The organism is Streptomyces griseofuscus (assembly GCF_014673495.1).
Classification (GTDB): domain Bacteria; phylum Actinomycetota; class Actinomycetes; order Streptomycetales; family Streptomycetaceae; genus Streptomyces; species Streptomyces murinus.
On the sequence record NZ_CP051006.1, the window covers coordinates 7,888,932 to 7,911,061 of the forward strand.

Annotated in this window: 19 protein-coding genes and 1 pseudogene; 10 read left to right on the plus strand and 10 right to left on the minus strand. The window is 73.8% G+C overall.

Translation table 11 applies throughout. From position 1 onward, the window contains the following. Nucleotides 1-66 precede the first annotated feature (66 nt). Together HEP81_RS35725 and HEP81_RS41800 are read right to left on the minus strand one after the other, a co-directional pair. Nucleotides 67-1,140 (minus strand): NADH-quinone oxidoreductase subunit B family protein, encoded by a 1,074-nt coding sequence (locus HEP81_RS35725; RefSeq protein WP_037653849.1) that lies wholly within the window; start codon nucleotides 1,138-1,140, stop codon nucleotides 67-69. Continuing rightward, nucleotides 1,137-2,954: a hypothetical protein gene (locus HEP81_RS41800; RefSeq protein WP_243279695.1), complete on the minus strand. Its 1,818-nt coding sequence runs from the start codon at nucleotides 2,952-2,954 to the stop codon at nucleotides 1,137-1,139. Before HEP81_RS41800 ends, HEP81_RS35725 begins: the two co-directional genes overlap by 4 nt. 1,017 nt (nucleotides 2,955-3,971) lie before the next feature. Here HEP81_RS41800 and HEP81_RS35740 point away from each other — a divergent pair. After that, complete coding sequence (locus HEP81_RS35740) at nucleotides 3,972-5,489, plus strand: hypothetical protein (RefSeq protein ID WP_037654020.1); 1,518 nt, start codon at nucleotides 3,972-3,974, stop codon at nucleotides 5,487-5,489. Between the two features lie 34 nt (nucleotides 5,490-5,523). On the opposite strand, the gene HEP81_RS35745 is transcribed toward HEP81_RS35740, so the two are convergent. The 3 genes from HEP81_RS35745 to HEP81_RS35755 all read right to left on the minus strand — a co-directional run bounded on the left by HEP81_RS35745 (nucleotide 5,524) and on the right by HEP81_RS35755 (nucleotide 8,343). Beyond that, nucleotides 5,524-6,831 (minus strand): hypothetical protein, encoded by a 1,308-nt coding sequence (locus tag HEP81_RS35745; RefSeq protein ID WP_037653851.1) that lies wholly within the window; start codon nucleotides 6,829-6,831, stop codon nucleotides 5,524-5,526. Nucleotides 6,832-7,012: 181 nt separating this feature from the next. Continuing rightward, nucleotides 7,013-7,426 carry an SRPBCC family protein gene (locus tag HEP81_RS35750; RefSeq protein ID WP_037653852.1) on the minus strand — a complete coding sequence of 138 codons (414 nt, stop codon included), beginning with the start codon at nucleotides 7,424-7,426 and terminating at the stop codon, nucleotides 7,013-7,015. Between the two features lie 83 nt (nucleotides 7,427-7,509). Then, on the minus strand, nucleotides 7,510-8,343 hold the full coding sequence (locus HEP81_RS35755; protein ID WP_037653853.1) for a serine hydrolase: 834 nt from the start codon (nucleotides 8,341-8,343) through the stop codon (nucleotides 7,510-7,512). 204 nt (nucleotides 8,344-8,547) lie between these two features. Between HEP81_RS35755 and HEP81_RS35760 the strand changes: the two genes are divergently transcribed. Beyond that, a complete protein-coding gene (locus tag HEP81_RS35760) occupies nucleotides 8,548-9,591 on the plus strand; it encodes a permease (RefSeq protein ID WP_078967267.1) in 1,044 nt (347 codons plus the stop codon). Beyond that, nucleotides 9,588-10,427 (plus strand): TIGR03943 family putative permease subunit, encoded by an 840-nt coding sequence (locus HEP81_RS35765; RefSeq protein WP_037653855.1) that lies wholly within the window; start codon nucleotides 9,588-9,590, stop codon nucleotides 10,425-10,427. Before HEP81_RS35760 ends, HEP81_RS35765 begins: the two co-directional genes overlap by 4 nt. A gap of 21 nt (nucleotides 10,428-10,448) precedes the next feature. Here HEP81_RS35765 and HEP81_RS35770 read toward each other — a convergent pair whose 3' ends face one another. Then, nucleotides 10,449-10,679, minus strand: a complete 231-nt coding sequence (locus HEP81_RS35770) for a hypothetical protein (RefSeq protein WP_037653856.1) — start codon at nucleotides 10,677-10,679, stop codon at nucleotides 10,449-10,451. A gap of 156 nt (nucleotides 10,680-10,835) precedes the next feature. Here HEP81_RS35770 and HEP81_RS35775 point away from each other — a divergent pair, with 156 nt between their 5' ends. After that, a complete protein-coding gene (locus HEP81_RS35775; RefSeq protein WP_037653857.1) occupies nucleotides 10,836-11,276 on the plus strand; it encodes a universal stress protein in 441 nt (146 codons plus the stop codon). Nucleotides 11,277-11,285: 9 nt separating this feature from the next. Here the strand turns inward: HEP81_RS35775 and HEP81_RS35780 are convergent, their stop codons facing one another. Further along, nucleotides 11,286-11,774, minus strand: a complete 489-nt coding sequence (locus tag HEP81_RS35780; protein ID WP_051850049.1) for a CBS domain-containing protein — start codon at nucleotides 11,772-11,774, stop codon at nucleotides 11,286-11,288. Between the two features lie 230 nt (nucleotides 11,775-12,004). On the opposite strand from HEP81_RS35780, the gene HEP81_RS35785 reads away from it, so the two are divergent. Then, nucleotides 12,005-12,862 (plus strand): universal stress protein, encoded by an 858-nt coding sequence (locus HEP81_RS35785; RefSeq protein ID WP_037653859.1) that lies wholly within the window; start codon nucleotides 12,005-12,007, stop codon nucleotides 12,860-12,862. A gap of 30 nt (nucleotides 12,863-12,892) precedes the next feature. On the opposite strand, the gene HEP81_RS35790 is transcribed toward HEP81_RS35785, so the two are convergent. Then, nucleotides 12,893-13,594 carry a response regulator gene (locus HEP81_RS35790; protein ID WP_037653860.1) on the minus strand — a complete coding sequence of 234 codons (702 nt, stop codon included), beginning with the start codon at nucleotides 13,592-13,594 and terminating at the stop codon, nucleotides 12,893-12,895. A 128-nt stretch (nucleotides 13,595-13,722) separates the two neighbouring features. Further along, a complete protein-coding gene (locus HEP81_RS35795; protein WP_037653861.1) occupies nucleotides 13,723-14,385 on the minus strand; it encodes a CBS domain-containing protein in 663 nt (220 codons plus the stop codon). 230 nt (nucleotides 14,386-14,615) lie between these two features. Here HEP81_RS35795 and HEP81_RS35800 point away from each other — a divergent pair, with 230 nt between their 5' ends. From HEP81_RS35800 to HEP81_RS35810, 3 genes are all read left to right on the plus strand, one after another. Then, nucleotides 14,616-15,512 (plus strand): universal stress protein, encoded by an 897-nt coding sequence (locus tag HEP81_RS35800; RefSeq protein ID WP_037653863.1) that lies wholly within the window; start codon nucleotides 14,616-14,618, stop codon nucleotides 15,510-15,512. Nucleotides 15,513-15,687: 175 nt separating this feature from the next. After that, nucleotides 15,688-16,551 carry a universal stress protein gene (locus HEP81_RS35805; RefSeq protein WP_037653864.1) on the plus strand — a complete coding sequence of 288 codons (864 nt, stop codon included), beginning with the start codon at nucleotides 15,688-15,690 and terminating at the stop codon, nucleotides 16,549-16,551. A 64-nt stretch (nucleotides 16,552-16,615) separates the two neighbouring features. Continuing rightward, nucleotides 16,616-18,994 (plus strand): phosphoketolase family protein, encoded by a 2,379-nt coding sequence (locus HEP81_RS35810; RefSeq protein WP_037654024.1) that lies wholly within the window; start codon nucleotides 16,616-16,618, stop codon nucleotides 18,992-18,994. Nucleotides 18,995-19,218: 224 nt separating this feature from the next. Here HEP81_RS35810 and HEP81_RS41810 read toward each other — a convergent pair. Continuing rightward, a pseudogene (locus HEP81_RS41810) lies at nucleotides 19,219-19,377 on the minus strand (pyridoxamine 5'-phosphate oxidase family protein); the annotation flags it as partial. A gap of 199 nt (nucleotides 19,378-19,576) precedes the next feature. Between HEP81_RS41810 and HEP81_RS35815 the strand changes: the two are divergent. Together HEP81_RS35815 and HEP81_RS35820 are read left to right on the plus strand one after the other, a co-directional pair. Continuing rightward, the gene (locus HEP81_RS35815) at nucleotides 19,577-21,295 is read left to right on the plus strand and encodes a sensor histidine kinase (protein WP_037654025.1); all 1,719 of its coding nucleotides are present in this window, start codon (nucleotides 19,577-19,579) and stop codon (nucleotides 21,293-21,295) included. Nucleotides 21,296-21,421: 126 nt separating this feature from the next. Continuing rightward, nucleotides 21,422-22,123 (plus strand): CBS domain-containing protein, encoded by a 702-nt coding sequence (locus HEP81_RS35820; RefSeq protein WP_037653865.1) that lies wholly within the window; start codon nucleotides 21,422-21,424, stop codon nucleotides 22,121-22,123. The last annotated feature ends 7 nt before the right edge of the window (nucleotides 22,124-22,130 follow it).

Consider the following 22,130-nt stretch of genomic DNA (forward strand, 5'->3'; position numbering starts at 1 on the left):
TCGGGTCGGGCGGAGCGGATGGCGGGGCGGGCGGAGGGGTGATGCGCGGGCCGGGGGAGTACGGCGTCACGCGCGCCAGTGCGGGTCGTAACCGCTGGTCAGCTTCTGCTTGTTGTGCCGCCAGCGGGGCTCGTGGTTCACCATGTCGTTGGTGATTCCGCGCAGTCGGCGGATGACCGCTCCGTACGGCTTGATCACCATCGACGAGAGCGTGCCGCCGGGGGGCTCGTCCATGAACGGCATGAAGGCGTCGGGGAAGCTCGGCATGGTGCAGCCGATGCAGATGCCGCCGACGTTCGGGCAGCCGCCGATGCCGGACATCCAGCCTCGCTTGGGCACGTTGCAGTTGACGACCGGACCCCAGCAGCCCACCTTCACCTGGCACTTGGGCGAGTTGTAGTCCCTGGCGAAGTCGGCCTGCTCGTAGTAGGCGGCCCGGTCGCAGCCCTCGTGCACGGTCTTGCCGAACAGCCACTGCGGCCGCAGCATGTGGTCCAGCGGCGGCGGGGGAGCGGTGCCGGCGGCGTGCTGGAGCACCCACACCAGGGTCTCCATGAAGTTCTCCGGCTGGATCGGACAGCCGGGCACGTTGACCACCGGGAGGCCCGAGCGCGCCTTGAACTCCCAGCCCAGGTAGTCCGCGAGGCCCATGCAGCCGGTCGGGTTGCCGGCCATGGCGTGGATGCCGCCGAACGTGGCGCAGGTGCCGGCCGCGACCACCGCCCATGCCTTGGGCGCGAGTTGGTCGATCCACGAGTTCAGGGTCTGCGGTTCGCCGGTCTCGGGGTCGTTGCCGAACGACGTCCAGTAGCCGTCGCCCTCGATGATGTTCTGGTTCGGGATCGAGCCCTCGATCACCAGGATGAACGGCTCAAGCTCACCGCGGGCCGCCTTGCGGTAGGGGGTGAGGAAGTCCTCGCCGCCCAGGCTCGGGGAGAGGACCTTGTTGACGAGGTTGACCTTCGGCAGGCCCGGGATGAGACCGAGCACCACGTCCTCGATGGACGGCTGCCCGGCGGCGGTCAGCGACACGGTGTCGCCGTCGCAGCTCATGCCCTCGGAGATCCACAGGATGGTGATCTCGTCGAAGCCCTGGGGGGCGTCGGCGCGGGCCTCGGTGGTACCGCTCTGTGTGGTCATCTCTGCGGCCTCCGTCGCAGTCGGTCGTGGGCCCGGCCGGGGGCGGCCGGGGTGCCCGTGGTTGCGAGGGGTGCGACCTCGTCGGGCCGGAAGTAGTGGAAACGGCCGTACCAGCCGTGCAGTTCGGCGGCCGGATCGTCGTCCACGGTCACGGCGATCCGCACACTGCCGTCCACGTCGTGGAAGACCCCGGCGACGGTGGCGGACCGCCCGTCCAGGAACATGTCCTGGGCGTCGGCCCCGCGCGTGCGCGGCCGCAACAGCACCGGACTGCCGGCCCCGATGCGCGCATCGCCCACGAGCACGGTGTCGGTCACCGGCGACAGCCCCTCGTCCCCGCCCTCCTGCCACCAGGCGGGGCGCTGGGGGGTGGCGGTCGGTCCGGGCGTCGGGGGCTCGCGGTGGGCCGCGGGGGCCGCTGCCGAGGCTGTGGTGGCCGAGTGCGGCGCCGGGGGCTGGTGCTGGACCTCCGGGCCCGCGGAGTGTGCCGCGGCGGGCGGTTCGGGTACCGAGAGTTCCTGGTGGGGCGCCGTGGCCGCCGCGCGGATCGCGGCGCCGGGTTCCGGCGTCAGGGTTTCGCGGTGGGCCTGCGGGGCGGCCGAGCGGGCCTCGGCGGGTGGCTCCGGCGCCGAAGTGTCCGGCCGGTCGGCCCCGGTCGAAGCGCGGGTCCCGGTCGAGCGGCCGGAGGTCCGGGAGCCCGACGAGGCCGCCGGTGTCAGTGAGCGGATCGCGCCGTGCAGGCGTTCGAAGACCTCGCGGGGCATGCTGTCGACCCGGTCCAGGATCCGCGCGGCCCGGGGATCGGTGGCCCGCGCCTCCGCCTTCTCCGCGTCGGTCAGCAGCATCGTGCGCAGCGTCAGGATCTCGTCGATCTCCGCCGCGTCGTGCAGGTCGCCCGGACTCTCCGGCGCCACCTGCGGATGATCCGAGAGGATGATCGGCGCCGAGAGCATCGCCGGACCGGTCTCGCCCTCGCCGTCGGTGGACTCCGGGGGCGCCCCGCCGAGGACGGGGAACGTGAACGCGTTGCGGCAGCCGCGCGCCCGCTCGGCCAGCGCCTCGGGCGGATCGATCAGCGAGACGAACTCCACGCCCTCGCCGCCGAGAACCGTGTGCGTGGCGATCAGCGCGTCGCGCAGCGCCTCGTTACGGCAGGCCCCCGCATCGGCCGGCTCGCCCGTGTTCTCGGTGCGCACCCGCAGCCGGAAGAGGCCCGGCGTGAGCGGTTCGGCGGACACCGTTGTCGCGGCCCGCAGCTCCCGGTGCCGTCGTACGATCCGTCCCGCGCTTCCCGGCAGCGGCTCGTACTCGTCTCCGCCGGGCGCGCCGACGTCGACCGTACGACCGCCGTCCAGCAGCTCGGCGAGCGGCACCGTCAGCTCGGTCTCGCGCGGGATCGCCTCGTCGAAGGAGAGATGCGTGGCGCCGTCGGCCGTGCGCAGGGACTCCACCGGGGAACCGTCCGCGTCCTCCACCTGCTTGTGCTGCATCTGGAGGTGGCGGACCCGCAGTCGTACGACCGCGTCGTCCTTCGGGGCGCGCAGCAGGCACTCGGTCTGCTGGTACCAGGAGTCCGCGGAGCCGGAGATCCCGGGCGCGACCGGGCCGAAGCGCTCCACCCAGTCGCGCGGCAGCAGCACCCCGAACTGCCAGCGGACGCGGTTCTTGGGGGAGGACCGGCGGTACGGGTACAGCAGATAGCCCTCGTACAGCACGGCGTCGGCGACGGCGCCCAGCTGCTCGAAGGCCCGTTCGGGCGCGGCGTCGGCATCGTCCGTGAGCAGGGGTTCGCGCACGCCGACCTGGTCCGGCATCCCGCCTCCTCGTCGCTGGGCAACCGGGCGGTCACTCGCGCACCCGGGGATTCCTTTCACCACGGTCACACCCGTCACGGCTTCGCGCCCCTCCGACGCACCCGCATTGGGCCGGTCAGGCGATGTGTCCGTTTCCGGGTTGCGGACGGGCGCACCGGGCCCCCGGGTGCGGCCCGGGTGGGCGGAGGGGCGACAGGGGCCCCAAGTGCCGCTGTCCGAGCCGGTGTTGGGGCTCCTCCGGGTGCGCCGACCGCTAGAATCAAAGGCCACACACAGCGGGGGTTGTCGGACGCGGGGGGAGTCGTCATGTCCGGAGGATTCGGGGGCCCGGAGGGCCCGAGAGACGCGGAAGGCCCCGGGGGATCCCGGGGCCAGGGAGGGCCTACGGGATCCGGTGGACCCGCGGGACCCGGTGGGCCTGCGGGACATGATGGGCCTGCGGGAGCTGGCGGGCCTGCTGGATCCGATGAGGCTGCTGCGGGATCCGGCGGGTTCGGAAGCCCCGCAGGAGCCCCCGGCGTCGGCGGCCCTGGGGGACCCGCAGGTCCCGGAGGATTCGCGGGGCATGGTGGGCCCGAGGTCCCGGGAGGATCAGCAAACCCCGCAGGAGCCTCCGAAGGCGCGGGCGGCCCTGGAGGCCCCGGCAGTCCCGGAGGGCCTGGGGGACCCGCAGGCCCCGGCGGATTCGCGGGGCCTGGTAGGCCCGAGGCCCCGGGAGGATCAGCAAACCCCGCAGGAGCCTCTGAAAGCGCGGTCGGCCCTGGAGGCCCCGGCAGTCCCGGAGGGCCAGGTGGGCCCGGAGCCCCCGGAGGGTTGGGAAGCTACCCCGGAGCCCCCGGAGCCCCCGGAGCCCCCGGAGCCCCCGGAGCCCCCGGAGCCGCCGGAGGGTTCGGAAGCTACCCGGTAGCCGCCGGAGCCCCGGGAGCCGCCGGATCCGCCGGAGCCGGTGGAGTCACTGGTCCCGGAGGGCCCTGGGCCTATGGTCCGCCGGCCGGTCAGGGCTTCGGTGTGCCGCCCATGCCCGCCGCTCCGCCGCCCGCGCCCCCGGACACCGGCCGGGCCGTCGCCGTCGCCCTGCTCAACCTCAGCGGACTCGGCCTCGGCTACGCGCTCACGCGGCGTCGGCTGCTCATGGCCGCCTGCTGGGTGGCGACCGCGATCCTGCTGGTCATCGCCCTGCCCGCCGATGCCGACGGCATCCCCGGCGCCCTGCTCGCGGTGTACGCGCTCCTCCTGCTGCTGGCGGCCGCCCACGGCGCGTACGTCGGACTGCGCACCCGCCTGGTGTGGCCCGGCCGCGCGCCCCTCGCGCTGCTGCTGGGCCTGGTGCTGCTCGCCGTACCGGCCGGCGGTGCGCTCTGGTACCAGGACGCCCGGGACGAGGCCGTACAGCAGGCCCTCCTCAAGCGCCTGACGAGCGCCGACCAGCTGGTGGCGGCGGACGCGGGCAAGTCCTTCAGCACCGCGGAAGGGGACTACCGCGAGGCCCTCGGGGTCTATCGCGAGCTCGTCGCCGACCACCCCGGCTCCCGCGCCGCCCACAAGGTCCCCGCCAGCCTGCGCACCTACTACTCCAAAGTCGCCGCGCCCTACGACAGGCAGGACTACTGCACCGCCGTGGCCCCGCTGACATATCTGCGCACGGTGCCCGGCGAGCTGCCCAAGGCCACCGTCGGCACCCTCGCCGACTGGCCCGACGACCGCCTCGCGACCTCGCTGTACGAGTGCGGAGCACAGGGCCTGTCCGCGGGTGACCAGGACTGGGTCACCCGCTTCGGCGACCTGATGAAGACCTTCCCGGGCGCCCCGCAGACGACGAAGGTGGCCCCCGCCGTCGACGCGGCCGTGAAGAAGGCGCAGAAGGGCGTGGGCGGCTCCGGATCCTGCGCGGCCGTCGAGGAGTTGCAGCAGCTCGACACCAGGATCGGCGACCTGAAGACGGCCGCGGGCGACCCCGGCGGCAAGCTCGCGTCCGCCGCGTCCCGGGCCGGGCGCAGCGGCGACGACGGCGCCTACGACTGCGGTGTCCAGGAGTACAGGAGCGGCGACTTCAGCAACGCCCAGCAGACCATGGACAAGTTCGTCGCCGGGCACCCGCACCACAAGAACCGGGCGCGCGCCCAGAAGATCGCCATCGCCGCCGAGGTCGCCCAGACCATCCCGGCGGCCGGCAAGAAGCTGCCCACCACCGCCGACGGCGGCAGTATCTCCGTCACGGTGAAGAACGACAGCCCGGACGACGTGACCGTCCTCTACACCGGCCCGGTCACCGGCAGCTTCACCCTGAAGGCCTGCGGCGGCTGCCGGTCGTACCTGCTCGCCGACACGCTGATGTCCACCTTCAAGCCCTGCGCCGGTGGCAAGGACTATCCGCAGCGCACCCTGCAACTCCCGGTCGGCACCACCTACTTCGTGCACAAGCCGAACGGCGGCCAGGCGACGACCGCGGGCTCCGACACCGCGAAGCTGCGCCCCGGGTACATCTACACCGAGTGCGCGTACACCACCCAGGGCTTCGGGGGCTCGGGGACCTGACCGGCTCCGCCGCCGGTCAGGCCGAGCGGGGGGATCAGTCCTCGCGGCCGCCCCGGCGGCGGGCGGCCACCACGACGCCCGCGCCGACGACCACGGCCACGGCCGCGGCGCCCGCGAGGGGCAGCGCGGGACCGGCGCCGGTGGCCGCGAGGTTGCCGCCGGTGCTGTCGGAGCCGCCGGTGGTGAGGTCACCGGTGGTACCAGTACCGGACGTGGTGCCGGTGGTGCCGTTCGTCGTGGTCGTACCGCCGTCCGTGCCCGTGCCGGTGCCGCCCGTGGACGTCGTCGAGCCGGTGCCGCCGGTCGAGTCGCCGCCCTTCGAACCGCCGTCCCCGGTGGAGCCGCCGCCCGTGGTGTCGGTGCCACCGGAGACGGCGAGCGTGATGCGCGCGGTGTCGTTCTTCTTGACGTGGTCGAACGGCCGGGCCTCCGAGCCGAGTTCCACATAGCCGCGGGCGCCGGGCACCGCCTTGTCGAGCTTCACCTTGAAGGTGTACGTCCTGCTCTCGTGCTCGTTCACCCAGGGCGCGCCGGTGCCGCACGCGTAGGACTCGGCCCCGGTGTTCGTGCACAGCGTGTCGGTCCGCACCGCGGAGGTGCCCTCGGGCAGCGTCACCAGGACATGGGCCGCCCGCTGACCCGGCTGCGGCCGCACCCAGGCGGGCCCCGCGTTCGCGAACCTCACCCGCAGCGTGACCGTGTCCCCGGCCTTGCCCTTCAACTGGGCGCCACCGACCTGGAGATCGGCCGTGTTGACGGCGTTCACCGCGACGTCCGCGCTGGACGCGGCGCCGGCCGGCGGGGTCTTCTCGTCGGGCCGCTCGACCAGCTTCAGGGCGGCGGCCGTGCCGTGCACCGGGGCGGCGGCGCCGTCGTCCGGGACCGGGGCCGAGGAGTCGACCGTCACCTGGACGTGCTCGTACAGGGCGCGGTCCAGGGCCTTGAGGGTCAGCGGCCGCTCCGGGGCGTAGACGACGCCCGTCTGCACCGGCTGGTCGAACTCGCACACCAGCTGCGTGTGGCCCGGCTCCTCGGCGGCCGAACCGACCGTGTAGCTCAGGCAGTTGGAGGGCACCGCGCTCTGGCCCAGGCCGCGGGTGACGGAGTACGACAGCCAGACCTTGTCGAGTGCCGCGGTGCCCGTGTTGGTGAAGGTGGGCGACAGCGGGAGCTCGCTGCCCGGCTTCACCTTGTCGAACGGCGCGATGGTGCCCAGCGCCAGGCCGGTCGCGGGGCCGTCGGCGGCCACGGCCGGCGCGGCGCACAGCGCGATCAGGGCGACGGCGCCGAACGCGCCCGCGGTCTGGCGCACCGCACGGGGGCCGGGAGAGCTGAAAGGCATGGAATCCTCTGACTGGAGCGACAGTGGCGGACGAACGGTCGGTGGGGGAACGGGAGTTCCCCCACTCTGTGAGACGTCTGTGTCACCGGAACGGTTGTACGAGAGATCGTTCCGGCTCCGCCGGGCCCCTCGCCCTTGTCCGCGCCCCTGCCCGTGCCCGTGCGCGCTGCCCGCGGATGCCTCAGCCGGCCGCGTTGTCCGTGCGCAGCCGCACCTGTTCCTCCAGCCGGCGCAGGCTGTCCTCCAGGGCCGCCGCGGCCGCGCGCTCGCCCGGGTCGTGGTCCTTGTCGAAGAAGGACAGATGGACGGTCACCTCGCTGGCGCCGCTGCCGATGCCCGCGACCTGGAGCCAGCCCGCGTAGTCGCCCTGCTCGCGGGTGCCCCACTCCAGACGCATCTGGTCGGGTTCGGCGCGCAGCAGGGCGGGGGTGTCCTTGTCGGAACCGGCCTCGTGCACGCTGACGGCGGGCAGCTCCTCGGGGGCCACGTGCAGGGCGCCCGGGAGCCAGGAGTCCAGCTGGTGGAGATTGGCCGCCTGGTCGAAGACGTGCTCGGGCTGGGCGGGCATCGTACGGGAACGTTCGTACTCGGCCATGGTGGCATCGCTCCTCGGGTCGGGAGTCGTACCCCGCCCGCGTGCCCCTTCCGCGGCGGCCGAAAAGCGCCGCTGCCCGGCCGTCAGGCCACCGCGGTGCGGGCGGCCTGTTCCACCAGGGAGACGCCGTCGCTCATGGAGGCGCTGCCGTCGGAGAGGACGGCGACGAGGCAGCGATGGCCGCCGAGGGTGACCTCGCCGATGCTGTTCACGTCCCACAGGCCCGTGGTGGTGCGCTGGAGCCAGCCGTTCTTCAGCTCGGTCCCGGCCGCGTTCACCGCCGAGACGCCCCAGGACTGCTCGGGCAGGACCTCGCCCATCAGGGTGCGGATGTAGGTGCGGGAATCGGGGGTGAGGGGGCTCTGGGCGCTGTCGTCGAAGACCGCGCGCAGCAGCCGTATCTGATCGCTCGCGGTGGTCCGGGTCAGCCCCCACCTGCCGCTGGTACCGGCCGTGGTCGAGGTCAGCCCCAGGCGCTGGTTGGCCGCCGTGAGACCGGGGTCCCGGCCGATCTCCTTCCACAGGGCGTCCGCCGCGTCGTTGTCGCTGCGCTTGATCATCGGCTCGGCGTGGCCGCGCTCCTCGTCGGTCAGCGCGCGCCGCTCGTCCTGCGCCTTGAGCAGCAGCGCGGCGAGGATGTCGACCTTGACGATGCTGGCGGTGTCGTAGGCGCGGTCCTCGCCCTGGATCACGGGGGTGGTCGCGCCCGCGTCGAGGTCGAGGACGGCGACGGTGGCGTGCGGATCGGGGACGGGAGGCTTTGGAGCGGGAGTCTTCGAGGCCGGCGCCGAGGTTTTGGGGGTCGGCTTCGGCTTCGGGGCGGGCGTGGCGGCGGCCGCCGCCGGTATGCCGGCGGTGAGCAGGGCGGTCACCGAGGCCAGAAGGACGCCGGCCGTGCGGCGCGGGTGCGAGGACATGGCACCCGAACGTAGACAAAACCCGCCCCGTGCGAAGTGGCTGCCGTCACTCCGGCCCCCCTTCCGCCCGAATTGTAAGAAGAGTCACCGAGGGCGGACCGGGGGCGGCCGACCGGTGCACGGCGGTCGTCACGGCGGCGTGTATACCCGTCCCGGCCCCGGTCCTCGCTTATCGTCGGCCGGACACCGACATCCGGAGAGATCATGGAAAAAACGGATGAACTGGTTGCCGCGGGGGAGGGTGTGGCGGTCGTCCCGGTCCCTCCGCCTCCGTCCGTGCGCCGCCCCCGGCCCTGGCCGCTCGGCGCGGCCGTCCTGCTCGCGGCGGGCGCGAGCGCCGTACTCCTCGTCGGCGACTCGGGGTGGCTGGACCAGCCCGCCGTAGGGGCCTGGCGCACGGTCTGCCTGGCCATCATCGTCCAGGCGATCCCCTTCCTCGTGCTCGGCACCGTGCTCTCCGGGGCCATCAACGCCTTCGTGCCCGCCGACCTGTTCACCCGGGTGCTGCCGAAGCGGGCCGCGCTCGCCGTGCCGGTCGCGGGCGTCGCCGGCGCGATCCTGCCGGGCTGTGAGTGCGCCTCCGTACCGGTCGCCAACAGCCTGATCCGCCGGGGTGTCACCCCGGCCGCCGCCTTCGCCTTCCTGCTGTCCGCGCCCGCCGTCAACCCCGTCGTGCTCACCGCCACCGCCGTCGCCTTCCCGGGCAATCCCGCGATGATCGCCGCCCGGCTGCTCGCCTCCCTCGGCACGGCGGCCGTGATGGGCTGGCTGTGGCTCTGGCGGGGCGACGAGAAGTGGCTGCGTCCGGCGCTGCGCCGACGGCACACCGGGCACGCCCACGGCCACAGCCGCTGGCAGGAGTTCCGGATCGGCTTCCAGTACGACTTCCTCCAGGCCGGCGGCTTTCTCGTGCTCGGCGCGATGGCCGCCGCCACCTTCAACGTCGCCGTGCCGCGTGCCGTCCTCGACGCCTTCTCCGGCACGCCCTGGCTCTCGGTGCTGTTCCTGGCGGGCCTCGCGGTGCTGCTGGCGGTCTGCTCGGAGGCCGACGCGTTCGTCGCCGCGTCGCTGACCGGGTTCTCGCCGACCGCCCGGCTCGCGTTCATGGTGGTCGGGCCCATGGTCGACCTGAAGCTGATCGCCCTCCAGGCGGGCACGTTCGGCCGCGCCTTCGCCTGGCGGTTCTGTACGGCGACCACGGTCGTGGCCGTCGCCGCCAGCGCCCTGACCGGAGGGGCCCTGCTGTGAGACGCCTCCTCCAGAGCCTGCTGCTGAAGCTGACCGGCCTCGGCCTGCTGCGCATCACACTGTTCAGCGACACATACCTGCGCTACGTCAAGCCGGGCCTGCGCCCCGTGCTCATCGCCTCCGGCGTCGTCCTGCTCCTGCTCGGCATCGTGGCGGCCTTCTCCCGGACGGGGAACGGGGGACACGCCCACGACGGGCCCGCATCCGGTGGCCCCGACGGGCACGCGTCCGACGCCCACGACGGGCACACGGACGGCGCGCACGAAGCGCACGCCCACGACGGCCATGAGGGGCACGACGGCCATGACCACTCCGCCACGCCCAAGATCGCCTGGCTCCTCGTCCTCCCCGCCCTGAGCCTCCTCCTCTTCGCCCCGCCGGCCCTCGGCGCCTACACCGCCGCCCGCTCCGGTGCCGAGCCGGTCGCCGTGCAGAAGAAGGGCTTCGAGCCGCTGCCCGCGACCTCCCCGCTGCCGCTGACCCTCACGGAGTTCACCAAGCGCGTCCAGCAGGACCGCAGCCGGGCCATCCAGGGCCGTACCGTCCGCCTGACCGGCTTCGCCACGCCCGACGCGACGGGCGAGGGCTGGTATCTGACCCGGATCATCTTCAGCTGCTGCGCCGCCGACTCCCAGACCGTCAAGATCCATGTCTACGGCTCCGGTTCCGCCGAACCGCCCGCCGCCGACACCTGGCTCGCGGTCACCGGCACCTGGCACCCCGCGGGCACCCTCGGCACCACCTCCGCACCGGCCGCGCTGGACGCCCGCCTGACCACCCCGATCGCCCAGCCGATCAACGCCTTCACCGACGATCTGCCGATCACCCCCGGCTAGGCACCGTCCCGGGGGGCCCGCTCAGCCGAACAGGCCGCGTACCCGGATCGTCTCCACCCGGCGCCAGGTGCCGCCGGGCAGCAGCAGCCATTGGTTGCCGGGGCCGTGGCCGCGCCAGTGGGCCGTGCCCGGGGCTGGGCTGCCGGAGCGGGGACGCGGGTCCCGGTGTGCGGGCAGGGGTGCTCCGCAGTCGCGGCCGGTACGGGGCCTTCCGGTCCTCGCCTTGCCGTTCTTCCTGCGCTGTTTGCCCATACGTGCCTCACCTCCCGTTCCTCCCGGTTCCCCTTACGGCAGGATGCACCGCCCCGGCGCCCGGCGGCAGGGCCGAACGGACGCTCTTTTCTGGCGGGGCGGCGCCGGGTCGCGCAGCGTGGAGCACAGGGGGCAGCAGCCAGAGAGGTGGGACAGATGGACCAGGACGTCTCCAAGCCCCGGGTCGTGGTGGGGGTCGACGGCTCGCCGTCCTCCTTCGAGGCGGTGCGCTGGGCCGTGCGCTACGCCGGGCTCGTCGGCGGCGCGGTGGAGGCCGTCGCGGCCTGGGAGGTGCCGCTGTACGGCTGGTCCGCGCCCGCGGTTGACATGTACATCGACGAGGAGGCGACCCGCGAGCAGATGGCGCAGGAGCTGACCGAGGTGCTCGGCGCGGACGCGGCCGCCGGGGTGCGCACCCGCGTGGCCCACGGCAACCCCGCCGAGATCCTGCTGCGGGCCGCCGAGGGCGCCGAGGTCCTGGTCGTCGGCAGCCGCGGCCGGGGCGGCTTCGCGCGCGTCATGCTCGGCTCGGTCAGCCAGCGCGTCGCCGCGCACGCCGCGTGCCCGGTGGTCATCGTCCGCTCCGAGGAGACCTGAGCCCCGGGCTCACTGCGGCCCCGGCGGCTCCCGCAGCACGCTCCAGGCCACCGGACCCAGCAGGTCCGCGAGCCGCCGGAACACGTCGAGCAGCAGATCGTCCAGAGTGAGCACGCCCACCGGGCGGCCGTCGTCGAGGACGGGCAGCCGGCGCACACCGGTGCGGCGGAAGGTGCGGTACGCCTCGTGGATCTCGTCGCCCGCGTCCAGGGTGACCACCCGCGGGGACATCACCGCGTCGATCCGGCTGGCCGGCGGCAGGCCCTCGCCGAGCCCGCGCAGCGCCAGATCGCGGTCGGTGACGATGCCGAGCAGGGTGCCGTCCGCGACGACCAGGAGGGAGCCGACGGCGGTCTCGGCCATCAGCCGGGTGGCCTCCGCCAGGGTGACGTCGGGCGCGACGGTCACGGGCGGCGCGGTCATCAGCCGGCCGACGCTGACCTGACCCGCGACGGACGGCGCGCCGGGCAGGGGACCGGCCGGGGGGAGATGGGTCATCAGGACCTCTTTCGGGGCACCGAGGGGGACACCGGCACTGGGGGATGCCGTCTCCAGACTGCGCCGGGCGGGCCGCCCGGGGGCAGGGGCCGCCCGGACCTCGCTGGGGTAGTCCGATTCCCACCGAAAGGGACAATGTACCCATCGGCCCACCCGTTCGGCCGTGCCGGCGTGGCGAGCCGGACGGGCCGCTGCGCCGACGCGCAGCCCGAGGAAAGGCGGTGAGGACGATGCCCCTGCCCCTGGTCGTGGGTGTCGACGGCTCCGATTGCAGCCTGCTCGCGGTGGACTGGGCGGCCGACGAGGCGGTCCGGCTCGGGGTGCCGCTGCGGCTGGTGCACGCCTCGCTCTGGGAGCGCTACGAGGGGCGGCTCCCCTCGCTCGGCGGCGAACCGGCCGCTTTCCATGTGCTGGCCGAGCACATCGTGGCCTCGGCGACCGAGCGCGCACTGCGGCGCGCCCCGGATCTGAAGGCGGACTCCGCCGTACTGGCCGAGGACCCGGTCGCCGCCCTGCTCGCCGAGGGCGACAACGCCACCGCCGTGGTGACCGGCAGCCGGGGCCGGGGCGAGCTGAAGGGGCTGCTGCTCGGCTCGGTGGGACTGGCCGTCGCCGGGCGGGCGTCCGGTCCGGTGATCGTGGTCCGCGGGGACACGGCGGGGCTCGGGGGCACCCATGAGCGGGTGCTGCTGGGCGTCGGCGAGCCCGGCACCAGCGACACGGCCGCCCGCTTCGCGCTGCGCGAGGCCGCCGCCCGCCGGTGTGTCCTGGACGCGGTGCGCACCTGGCGGCGCTCCGGTGACCGGGCCGAGGACGGGGCCGCGCCGGACCACGAGGACGAGGCCGCCGAACTGATCGACAAGCTGCTCCAGGCCCCGCTGGGCGAGCACCCGGACGCACGGGTGGCCCGGACCGTCCTGGAGGGTCCGCCCGGCAAGGTGCTCCTGCATCGCTCGGCCGCGGCCGATCTGCTGGTCGTCGGGGTACGGCGGGAGCGCGGGCACGCCGGGCTTCAACTGGGCCGCGTGGCGCACCGGTTGCTGCACCACGCCAAGTGCCCGGTGGCCGTCGTACCCCAACTGCCGTGACAGGCCCCCGCGTCGCGGGAGCCGAGGGGGTCAGCGGCCGGAGTGCTCCTTCGCGCCCTGCGGCTCCAGATGGGAGGCGAGCACGGCGGCCTGGACCCGGCGCTGCACACCGAGCTTGGCCAGCAGCCGGGAGATGTGGTTCTTGACCGTCTTCTCCGACAGGTACAGCCGCCTGCCGATCTCACGGTTGGTCAGGCCGTCCCCGATCAGCGCCAGGATGTCCCGCTCGCGCGGCGACAGGCTCGCCAGCTCCGGCGGCAGCGACGGCGTCTCCTCCGGGTCGGCCCGCAGTGAGCGCATCAGCCGGGCCGTCGTCTCCGGGTCCAGCATCGACTGCCCGGAGGCGACCGTGCGCACCGCCGAGACCAGGTCCGAGCCCTTGATCTGCTTGAGCACATAGCCGGACGCGCCGGCCATGATCGCGTCCAGCAGGGCGTCCTCGTCGTCGAACGAGGTGAGCATCAGACACGCCAGCTCCGGCATCCGGTCGCGCAGTTCCCGGCAGACCGAGATGCCGTCCCCGTCGGGCAGCCGTACGTCCAGCACCGCGACATGCGGGCGCAGGGCGGGGCCCCGGACCAGCGCGTGCGCGGCGGTGTCGGCGTCGCCGACGACGGAGATGTCCGGTTCGGCGTCCAGGAGATCCGCCAGACCGCGCCGAACGACCTCATGGTCGTCCAGGAGGAACACCCGGATCGGGTCCTGTGCCGTGAAGGTGCGTGTCTCGGTCATCTCGACCTCTCGTTCCCGGAAAGCAGACAGACTGCGGCCTGTCACCTGGCCGATCATCGCCGGACTGCGCCGTGCGCACCAGGGCCGACCGGCCCCACTTCCCGAGACCGGCCCGCATGCCAAGAATGTCACGCCTCCGCCGTCCGCCGACCGGGCGCCAGGTCGAAGCGGACGTCCACGACCCCCTCGACCGCGCGTACGAGGCGGGCCGCCACCGGGACCAGCGAGGTGTCCCGGATCTGCCCGATGACGGTCACCACGCCGTCCTCCACCCGCAGTTCCACGGCCGAGTCCGGCGGCGGGAAGAGCCGTGCCACGATCTCCCGGCGCACCTCCTCCTCGATCTCCTGGTCGTCGCGCAGGAAGACCTTGAGCAGATCGGCGCGGCTGACCACGCCCTCCAGCAACCCGGTCTCGTCCACCACGGGCAGCCGCTTGACCCGGGCGCGGGCCATGGTCCGGGCGGCCTCGGCGAGGGTGGCGTTCGCGCGTACGGTGACCGCGGGGGAGGTCATCAGGTCCCCGGCGGTGATCGCCTCGCCCTTGGCCATGTCGGCGGGCGGCCGCAGCCGCCGGTACTCCTCGGCCGGGTCGTCCCGCAGCTCCTCCTTGGGCAGCATGTCGGCCTCGGAGACCACACCGACCACCAGGCCCTCGCCCTCGATCACGGGCACGGCGCTGACCTGCCAGTCCTGCATCATCTCCACCAGCTCCTTGAAGGGAGCACGCCGGCCGACGGCGGCGACGGTGGTCGTCATGACGTCGCTGACGATGTGCGGGGTGCCGTACATGGTGACTCCGTAGCTTCTCGACGCAGCTTCTCGACGGGAGTTCCGCTGTCCCCAGCGTGCGCCGGGCGCGCTCGGTCGGCACAGGGGCCGCCCGGCCCCCGCGCGGCGCCGCGGCCCGGGCCGGTCGGTCCCGGCAGGGGACCAGCGGCCCCTGACCGGCTCGCCGGTCCTGCCCGAGCCTGGAATCGTCGCTCCTGTCTCCCCAGGCGACGCCCCAGGAAGGTGGAACCATGACCCGAACCGTCACCGCGGGCCTCGACGGCTCGCCCGAGAGCCGGGCCGCCGTCGAATGGGCGGCGCGCGAAGCCGCGCTCCGCGACCTGCCGTTGCGGATCCTGCATGTGCGCGAGCCCGAGGCCGACACCGACACCGACCGCGGGGCCGCCGAGGAATGGGCCCGCACGGTGCGCGAGTCCGCGGCGGGCCTGCGGCTGCGACACCCCGGCATCGAGGTGGCCACCGACCAGGTCACCGCGGAACCGGCACAGGCACTGGCGGAGGCGGCCGACGGCGCGGAGCTGCTGGCGCTCGGCTCCCGGGGGCTCGGCCGGCTCGGCGGGTTCCTGGTCGGTTCGGCCGGGCTGTACGTCATCGCGCACACCACGCGTCCGGTGGTACTGGTCCGCGCGGGTGAAGCGGCCGCCGACGAACACCAGCCGGATGCCTCGGGCGTCCCGTCCGCCGCGACCCCCTTCCGGCCCGTCGTCCTCGGTCTGGACATCGACGACCCCGAGGGACCAAGCCAGGCCCTGCTGGAGTTCTCCTTCGACGCCGCCGCGCGCCGCGGCGCCGCGCTGCGGGTCGTGCACGGATGGACGCCCCCGCCCTACGCCGCGTACGGCATCCCCGCCGACCCGCCGGTCATGCCCTCCTTCGGACGCCGGGCCGCCACCCTGCTCACCGAGGTGCTGCGGCCCTGGCGGCAGAAGTTCCCGGACGTCGAGGTGAGCGAGGTGAGCCGGGCCGGCAACTCCGCGCCGGTCCTGATCGACGCCGCCGGGGACGCCTCCCTGGTGGTCGTCGGGCGGCGCGTCCGCAAGAGCCCGTACGGCATGCATGTCGGCCATGTCACCCACGCCGTCCTGCACCATGTCGCCGCGCCCGTGGCCGTCGTCGCGCACAGCTGAGGCGACGCGCGCGGCCGAACAGCCCGGACAGCCCGGCCGCGCGCCGCGATGCATGGCCGCGACGGCCGGAACGGTGCGGTACGGCTCGCGCACGCCGGTGAATCTGCCGACGATGGGGTGCGGGAGCGCCGCGTCGGCGACCTCCACCAGGGCTCTGCCAGGGAGAGTGAACACGATGGACCTGCCCGTTCTCGTCGGCGTCGACGGCTCCGAGGAGAGCCTGCGCGCCGTGGACCGGGCCGCCGAGGAGGCCGCCCTGCGCGGGGCGCCGCTGCGGCTCGTCCACGCCTCGCTCTGGGAGCGCTACGAGGGTTCCCTCATCGCCCAGGAGGTCGGGAAACCGGCCGAGGAGGTGATGGCCCAGGACATCATGGACGCCGCCGAACGCCGGGCCCACCGGCACCACCCGGAACTGCGGCTCACCACCTCCGTGCTGGCCGACGAACCCTCGTTCGGACTGGTGAACGAGAGCAGCACCGCCCGCCTCGTGGTCGTCGGCTGCCGGGGCCGCAACGCCGTCACCGAGCTGCTGCTCGGCTCGGTGAGCCTCTCGGTCGCCGCCCGCGCCCACTGCCCGGTGATCGTGCTGCGCGGCGGACCCGAGCGGCGGACGGCCCCCGGCCGCGTCGTGCTCGGCGTCGCCGACAAGGACGCGGGCCCGGCCGCCGTACGGTTCGCCGCCGAGGAGGCGGCGCTGCGCGGGGTGCCCCTGGAGGCCGTACGGGCGTGGCGGCGGCCCGCGCACAGCACCACCGGGCGTCCGCTGCTCGCCGGCGGGCCCGCCCAGGCACAGGAGCAGGAAGCCGCAGAGGCGCTGGAGGAGGCCCTGCGGGACGTCCCCGAGGGGCTGGAGCAGCATCGGCGCACCGCCGAGGGACACGCCCGTGACGTCCTCGTCGACGCCTCCCGGGACGCCGGACTGCTCGTCGTCGGCGCCCGGCGCCGCACCGGCCGGTTCGGCCTCCAGCTCGGCCGGGTCACCCACGGGGTACTGCACCACGCGGCCTGTCCGGTGGCCGTCGTACCGGAAACCGACTGACCCCGCCCACGACGTGTTCTCGCGTCGACGGCCGCGCACGAATCTGATGATGATCGGAGTCCCCATGACCGAGGCCGCCCCCCAGGAAGCCGCGCTCAGCGAGGAGGAGCTGCGCACCCTGGACGCGCACTGGCGCGCCGCCAACTATCTGGCCGCCGGCCAGATCTACCTCATGGCCAACCCGCTGCTGACCGAACCGCTGCGCCCCGAGCACATCAAGCCGCGGCTGCTCGGCCACTGGGGCACCTCGCCCGGACTCAACCTCGTCTACACCCACCTCAACCGCGTCATCAAGGCCCGCGACCTGGACGCGCTGTGCGTATGGGGGCCGGGGCACGGCGGCCCGGCGGTCCTCGCGGGGTCCTGGCTCGAGGGCAGCTACAGCGAGACCTACCCGGACATCAGCCGGGACGGCGCCGGCATGGAGCTGCTGTTCCGGCAGTTCTCCTTCCCCGGCGGCGTGCCCAGCCATGTGGCCCCCGAGACCCCCGGCTCCATCCACGAGGGCGGCGAACTCGGCTACTCCCTCGCACACGCCTACGGTGCCGCCTTCGACAACCCCGACCTGCTCGTGACCTGTGTGATCGGCGACGGTGAGGCGGAGACCGGGCCGCTCGCCGCGTCCTGGCACTCCGACAAGTTCCTCGACCCGGTGTACGACGGCGCCGTCCTGCCCGTCCTGCATCTCAACGGCTACAAGATCGCCAACCCGACCGTGCTCTCCCGGCTCCCCGAGGGCGAACTCGACGCCCTGCTGCGCGGATACGGCCACGAACCGCTGTACGTCACCGGCGAGGACCCCGCCCAGGTGCACCGCGCCCTCGCCGCAGCTATGGACGACGCGCTGGACCGGATCGCGCAGACGCAGCGCGGCGCCCGCGAGGAGGGGATCACCGAGCGGGTGCACTGGCCGATGATCGTGCTGCGCACCCCCAAGGGCTGGACCGGCCCCGCCGAGGTGGACGGCCTCCCCGTCGAGGGCACCTGGCGCGCCCACCAGGTCCCGCTGCCGGGCGTGCGCGAGAACCCCGCGCATCTGCGGCAGCTGGAGCAGTGGCTGCGCTCGTACCGGCCCGAGGAGCTGTTCGGCCCGGACGGCCGGCCCAGCGCGGACGTCCTCGCCTGCGTCCCCGAGGGCGACCGCCGCCTGGGCTCCAACCCGCACGCCAACGGCGGCGTCCTGCTGCGCGACCTGCCGCTGCCGCCCCTGGACACCTTCGCCGTGGCCGTCGACAAGCCGGGCACCGCCCTGCACGAACCCACCCGGATCCTCGGCGACCTCCTCGAACAGGTCATGGAGGACACCCGCGAGCGCCGGGACTTCCGCCTCGTCGGCCCGGACGAGACCGCCTCCAACCGGCTCCAGGCCGTCTTCGACGCCAGCGGCAAGGCATGGCAGGCCGAGGTGCTCCCGGTGGACGAGCATCTGTCCCGGCACGGGCGGGTGATGGAGATCCTCTCCGAACACCTCTGCCAGGGCTGGCTGGAGGGGTATCTGCTCACCGGCCGGCACGGACTGTTCTCCTGCTACGAGGCGTTCGTGCACATCGTCGACTCGATGGTCAACCAGCACATCAAGTGGCTCAAGACGTCACGGCAGTTGACCTGGCGGGCCCCCGTCGCCTCCCTCAACTACCTGCTCACCTCGCACGTCTGGCGCCAGGACCACAACGGCTTCTCGCACCAGGATCCCGGCTTCGTGGACCACGTCCTCAACAAGAGCCCCGAGGTCGTCCGCGTCTATCTGCCGCCGGACGCCAACACCCTGCTGTCGGTGGCCGATCATGTGCTGCGCAGCCGCGACTACGTCAACGTCGTCGTGGCCGGCAAGCAGCCCTGCTTCGACTGGCTGACCATGGACCAGGCCCGCGCCCACTGCGCGCGCGGCGCCGGGATCTGGGAGTGGGCCGGCACGGAGAACGGCGCCGAACCCGATGTCGTCCTCGCCTGCGCCGGTGACGTCCCCACCCAAGAGGTGCTGGCCGCCGCCCAGTTGCTGCGCATCCATCTGCCCGAGCTCGCGGTGCGGGTCGTCAACGTGGTCGACATGACCCGGCTGCTGCCGCACGACGAACACCCGCACGGCATGCCGGACTTCGAGTACGACGGCCTGTTCACCACCGACAAGCCCGTCATCTTCGCCTACCACGGCTACCCCTGGCTGGTCCACCGCCTCGCCTACCGCCGCACCGGCCACGCGAACCTCCATGTGCGCGGCTACAAGGAGTCGGGCACCACGACCACCCCGTTCGACATGGTCGTGCGCAACGACCTCGACCGCTACCGCCTCGTCATGGACGTCATCGACCGCGTCCCTGGCCTCGCGGTCCGCGCCGCCGCCGTCCGCCAGACCATGGCCGACGCGCGCAGCCGCCACCACGACTGGATCCGCGAGCACGGCACGGACCTGCCGGAGGTCGCGGAGTGGACCTGGGGAGGCTGAACGGGGGCCGTGCGGCCCAAGCGCGAGCCCCGTGCGTCGGTCACCCCGGACCTGTCGGACGTTCCGGATCCGGGGATGCGTCACCTCCTGCGGCCGCTGCCGCTACTGCCGGGAGGGAGGGCGTCTACGGCCAGTGCCTGGGTGGCGGTGGCTGGATCCTCGGCCACACGATCGACGCCCTCAAGGTCGTCTGGGCGGGGAGCAGCACGGACTGGCCGCCCCCACGGCCTGATGCGCACCGCCTGGTCCATGTCGTCCGGCGGCGCCCACGGGTGCAACAGCTCCCGCAGCCGGGCCAGTTCGGCCGGGTCCGTGACCAGCCGGGCCTACCCCGTCACCACGGCGCTCCAGCCGAGATGGGTCTCGGGATCGATGGCGTCGGCGGCCCCTCAACAGTGCCTTTCGGACCCGCGCCGGGCCGAACGGCCCCGCCCGCGTGCCGGGGCACATGCCCCCGGCACGCCGAGGATCAACAAGGCGCCGAACCGACGGCCGCGTATACCTCTTCCGCCCCGAGCGGCTACCGTGTCCTTCGGAACCCGTCGGTTCGAAGGCATGGGCTGATGGGAAGTGGAGGGCGTGGTGACCGGAAGGGAGCGGCCCGGCGTGCGGCTGCCGCAGCTGAAGCTGGACGAGCTGCTGGAGGAATTGCAGGCCAGGATCGACGCGGCCCGCGGTACCCGGGACCGGGTGCACAGCCTGCTGGAGGCGGTCCTCTCCGTCGGCCGCGAGCTGGAGCTGGAACAGGCCCTGCACTCCATCGTGGAGGCCGCGGCGGCGCTGGTGGACGCGGAGTACGCGGCGCTGGGCGTCATCGGCCCGGACGGCACGACCCTCGCCGCCTTCCACACCGTGGGCCTGTCCGAGGAGCGGATCGCCGAGATCGGCCCCTACCCGGAGGGCCACGGCATCCTGGGCGAGCTGATCCGCCACCCGGAGCCGCTGCGCCTGTCCAAGCTCTCCGCCCACCCGTCGTCGTACGGCTTCCCGGCCGGGCACCCGCCGATGAACACCTTCCTCGGCGTCCCGATCCGCGTCCGCGACCAGGTCTTCGGCAATCTGTACCTCACCGAGAAGCGCGGCGGTGCCGACTTCGACGAGGAGGACGAGTCGGTCCTCGCCACCCTCGCCGTCGCCGCGGGCGTCGCCATCGACAACGCCCGGCTCTACGAGGACTCCCGGCTGCGCGAACGGTGGCTGCTGGCCAACGCCGAGATCGGCCACAGCCTGATGTCCGGCAGCGAACGCGCCGAGGCCCTGGACCTGATCGCCGAACGCGCCCGCGAGATCACCGGCTCGGCGCTCGCCGCCGTCGCGATGCCGATGCCGGACACCGAGGCGCTCGGCGTGGAGATCGCGGTCGGCGCCCAGTCCGACGCACACCGCGGCCTCGTACTGCCCCTGGACCGCAGCCTGATGGGCCTGGCCTTCACCGCCGCCGCCCCGGTCACCAGCGACGACGCCGCTCATGACAGCCGCGTCGGGCAGGACCCGCCGCGCTTCGACGGCCTCGGCCCCGCCGTCGCCGTGCCGATCGGCACCGGCGAGGGCGGCGTCCGCGGTGTACTGCTGCTGGCCCGCGAGAGCGACCGGTCGGTGTTCTCCGACAAGGAGACCGAGATGCTGCGGGGCTTCGCCGCGCAGGCCGCGATCGCCATGGAGCTCGCCGAACGCCGGCAGGCCGCCCAGCAGATCGCGCTCCTGGAGGACCGCGACCGTATCGCCCGGGACCTGCACGACCTGGCCATCCAGCGGCTCTTCGCCACCGGCATGACTCTCCAGAGCGCGGGCCGCTTCATCGAGCACCCGGAGGCGTCCGAGCGGGTCCTGCGCGCCGTGGACGACCTGGACGAGACCATAAAGATCATCCGCTCGACCATCTTCGGGCTGCGCGCCCGCGAGGGCGCCGCGGCGAGCGGACTGCGCGCCCGCGTGGTCCGGGTGGCCGGCGAGGCCGCCCCGGTGCTGGGCTTCGCGCCCAGCGTGCGCATGGAGGGCCTGGTCGACACCGACGTACCGGGCGAGATCGCCGACCATGTGGTCGCCGTGCTCTCCGAGTCCCTCACCAACATCGCCCGGCACGCCCACGCCGACCGCGCCGAGGTGCTGCTCGCCGCCGACGGCCACGAGGTGCGCCTGCGGGTCCGTGACAACGGCGTCGGCATCCCCTCCGGCGGCCGCCGCAGCGGGCTGCGCAACATGGCGGAACGCGCCGAGCGGCTCGGCGGCAGCCTCGACGTGGGGAAAACCGCAGGGGGCGGGGCCACACTGGAGTGGCGGGTCCCGCTGCCCGCCTCGTAACCCGGGCGATCCCCGGGGCGCGGGCCCCGCGGGCACCCGGTCGGGTCCGGTCGGCCCATGACAGCGGCCGGGCGGTGGCCGCAGGCTGAACGTGCGGCGCGGTATCCAGAGCCCCTGGAGGAAGCCATGGACGGCACTCCGAACACCGTGAACGACGTGATGACCCGCAGGGTGCTCGCCCTGCGCACCGGCGCGGGCTTCAAGGACATCGTGCAGGCCATGCGCGAGTGGCGGGTCGGCGCGGTGCCCGTCCTGGACGACGCGGGACACGTGGTCGGTGTCGTCTCCGAGGCGGATCTGCTGCCCAAGGAGGAGTACCGCGACAGCGACCTCGACCGGTACGGCAGGATGCGCCACCTCGCAGAGCTGGCCAAGGCCGGGGCGGCGAGCGCGGAGGCGCTGATGACCACCCCGGCGGTCACCGTGGCCCCGGACGCCACCCTCGGCCACGCCGCCCGCGTCATGGCCCGCGCCCGCGTCAAGCAGCTCCCGGTGGTGGATCCCGAGGGCACCCTGCTGGGCATCGTGAGCCGTTCCGATCTGCTGAAGGTGTTCCTGCGCGGCGACGCGGAGATCGCCGACGAGGTCGCAGGCGAGGTCGTCACCCGGCTCTTCGGCGCTGAAGCGGCCGGGATCCGGGTGGAGGTGCACGATGGTGTCGTGACGCTCAGCGGCCGGGTCCGGGAGACCGCGCTCGTACCGCTCGCCGGGCGCCTCGCGCGGGCCGTGCCCGGCGTGGTGGACGTGCGGTGCGCGCTGGCCGGGCCGCCGCGCCACCCGGATCTGGACCCGGACCTGCCGGACGCCGAGTCGGCCCGCGCCCGCTGAGGGGCCG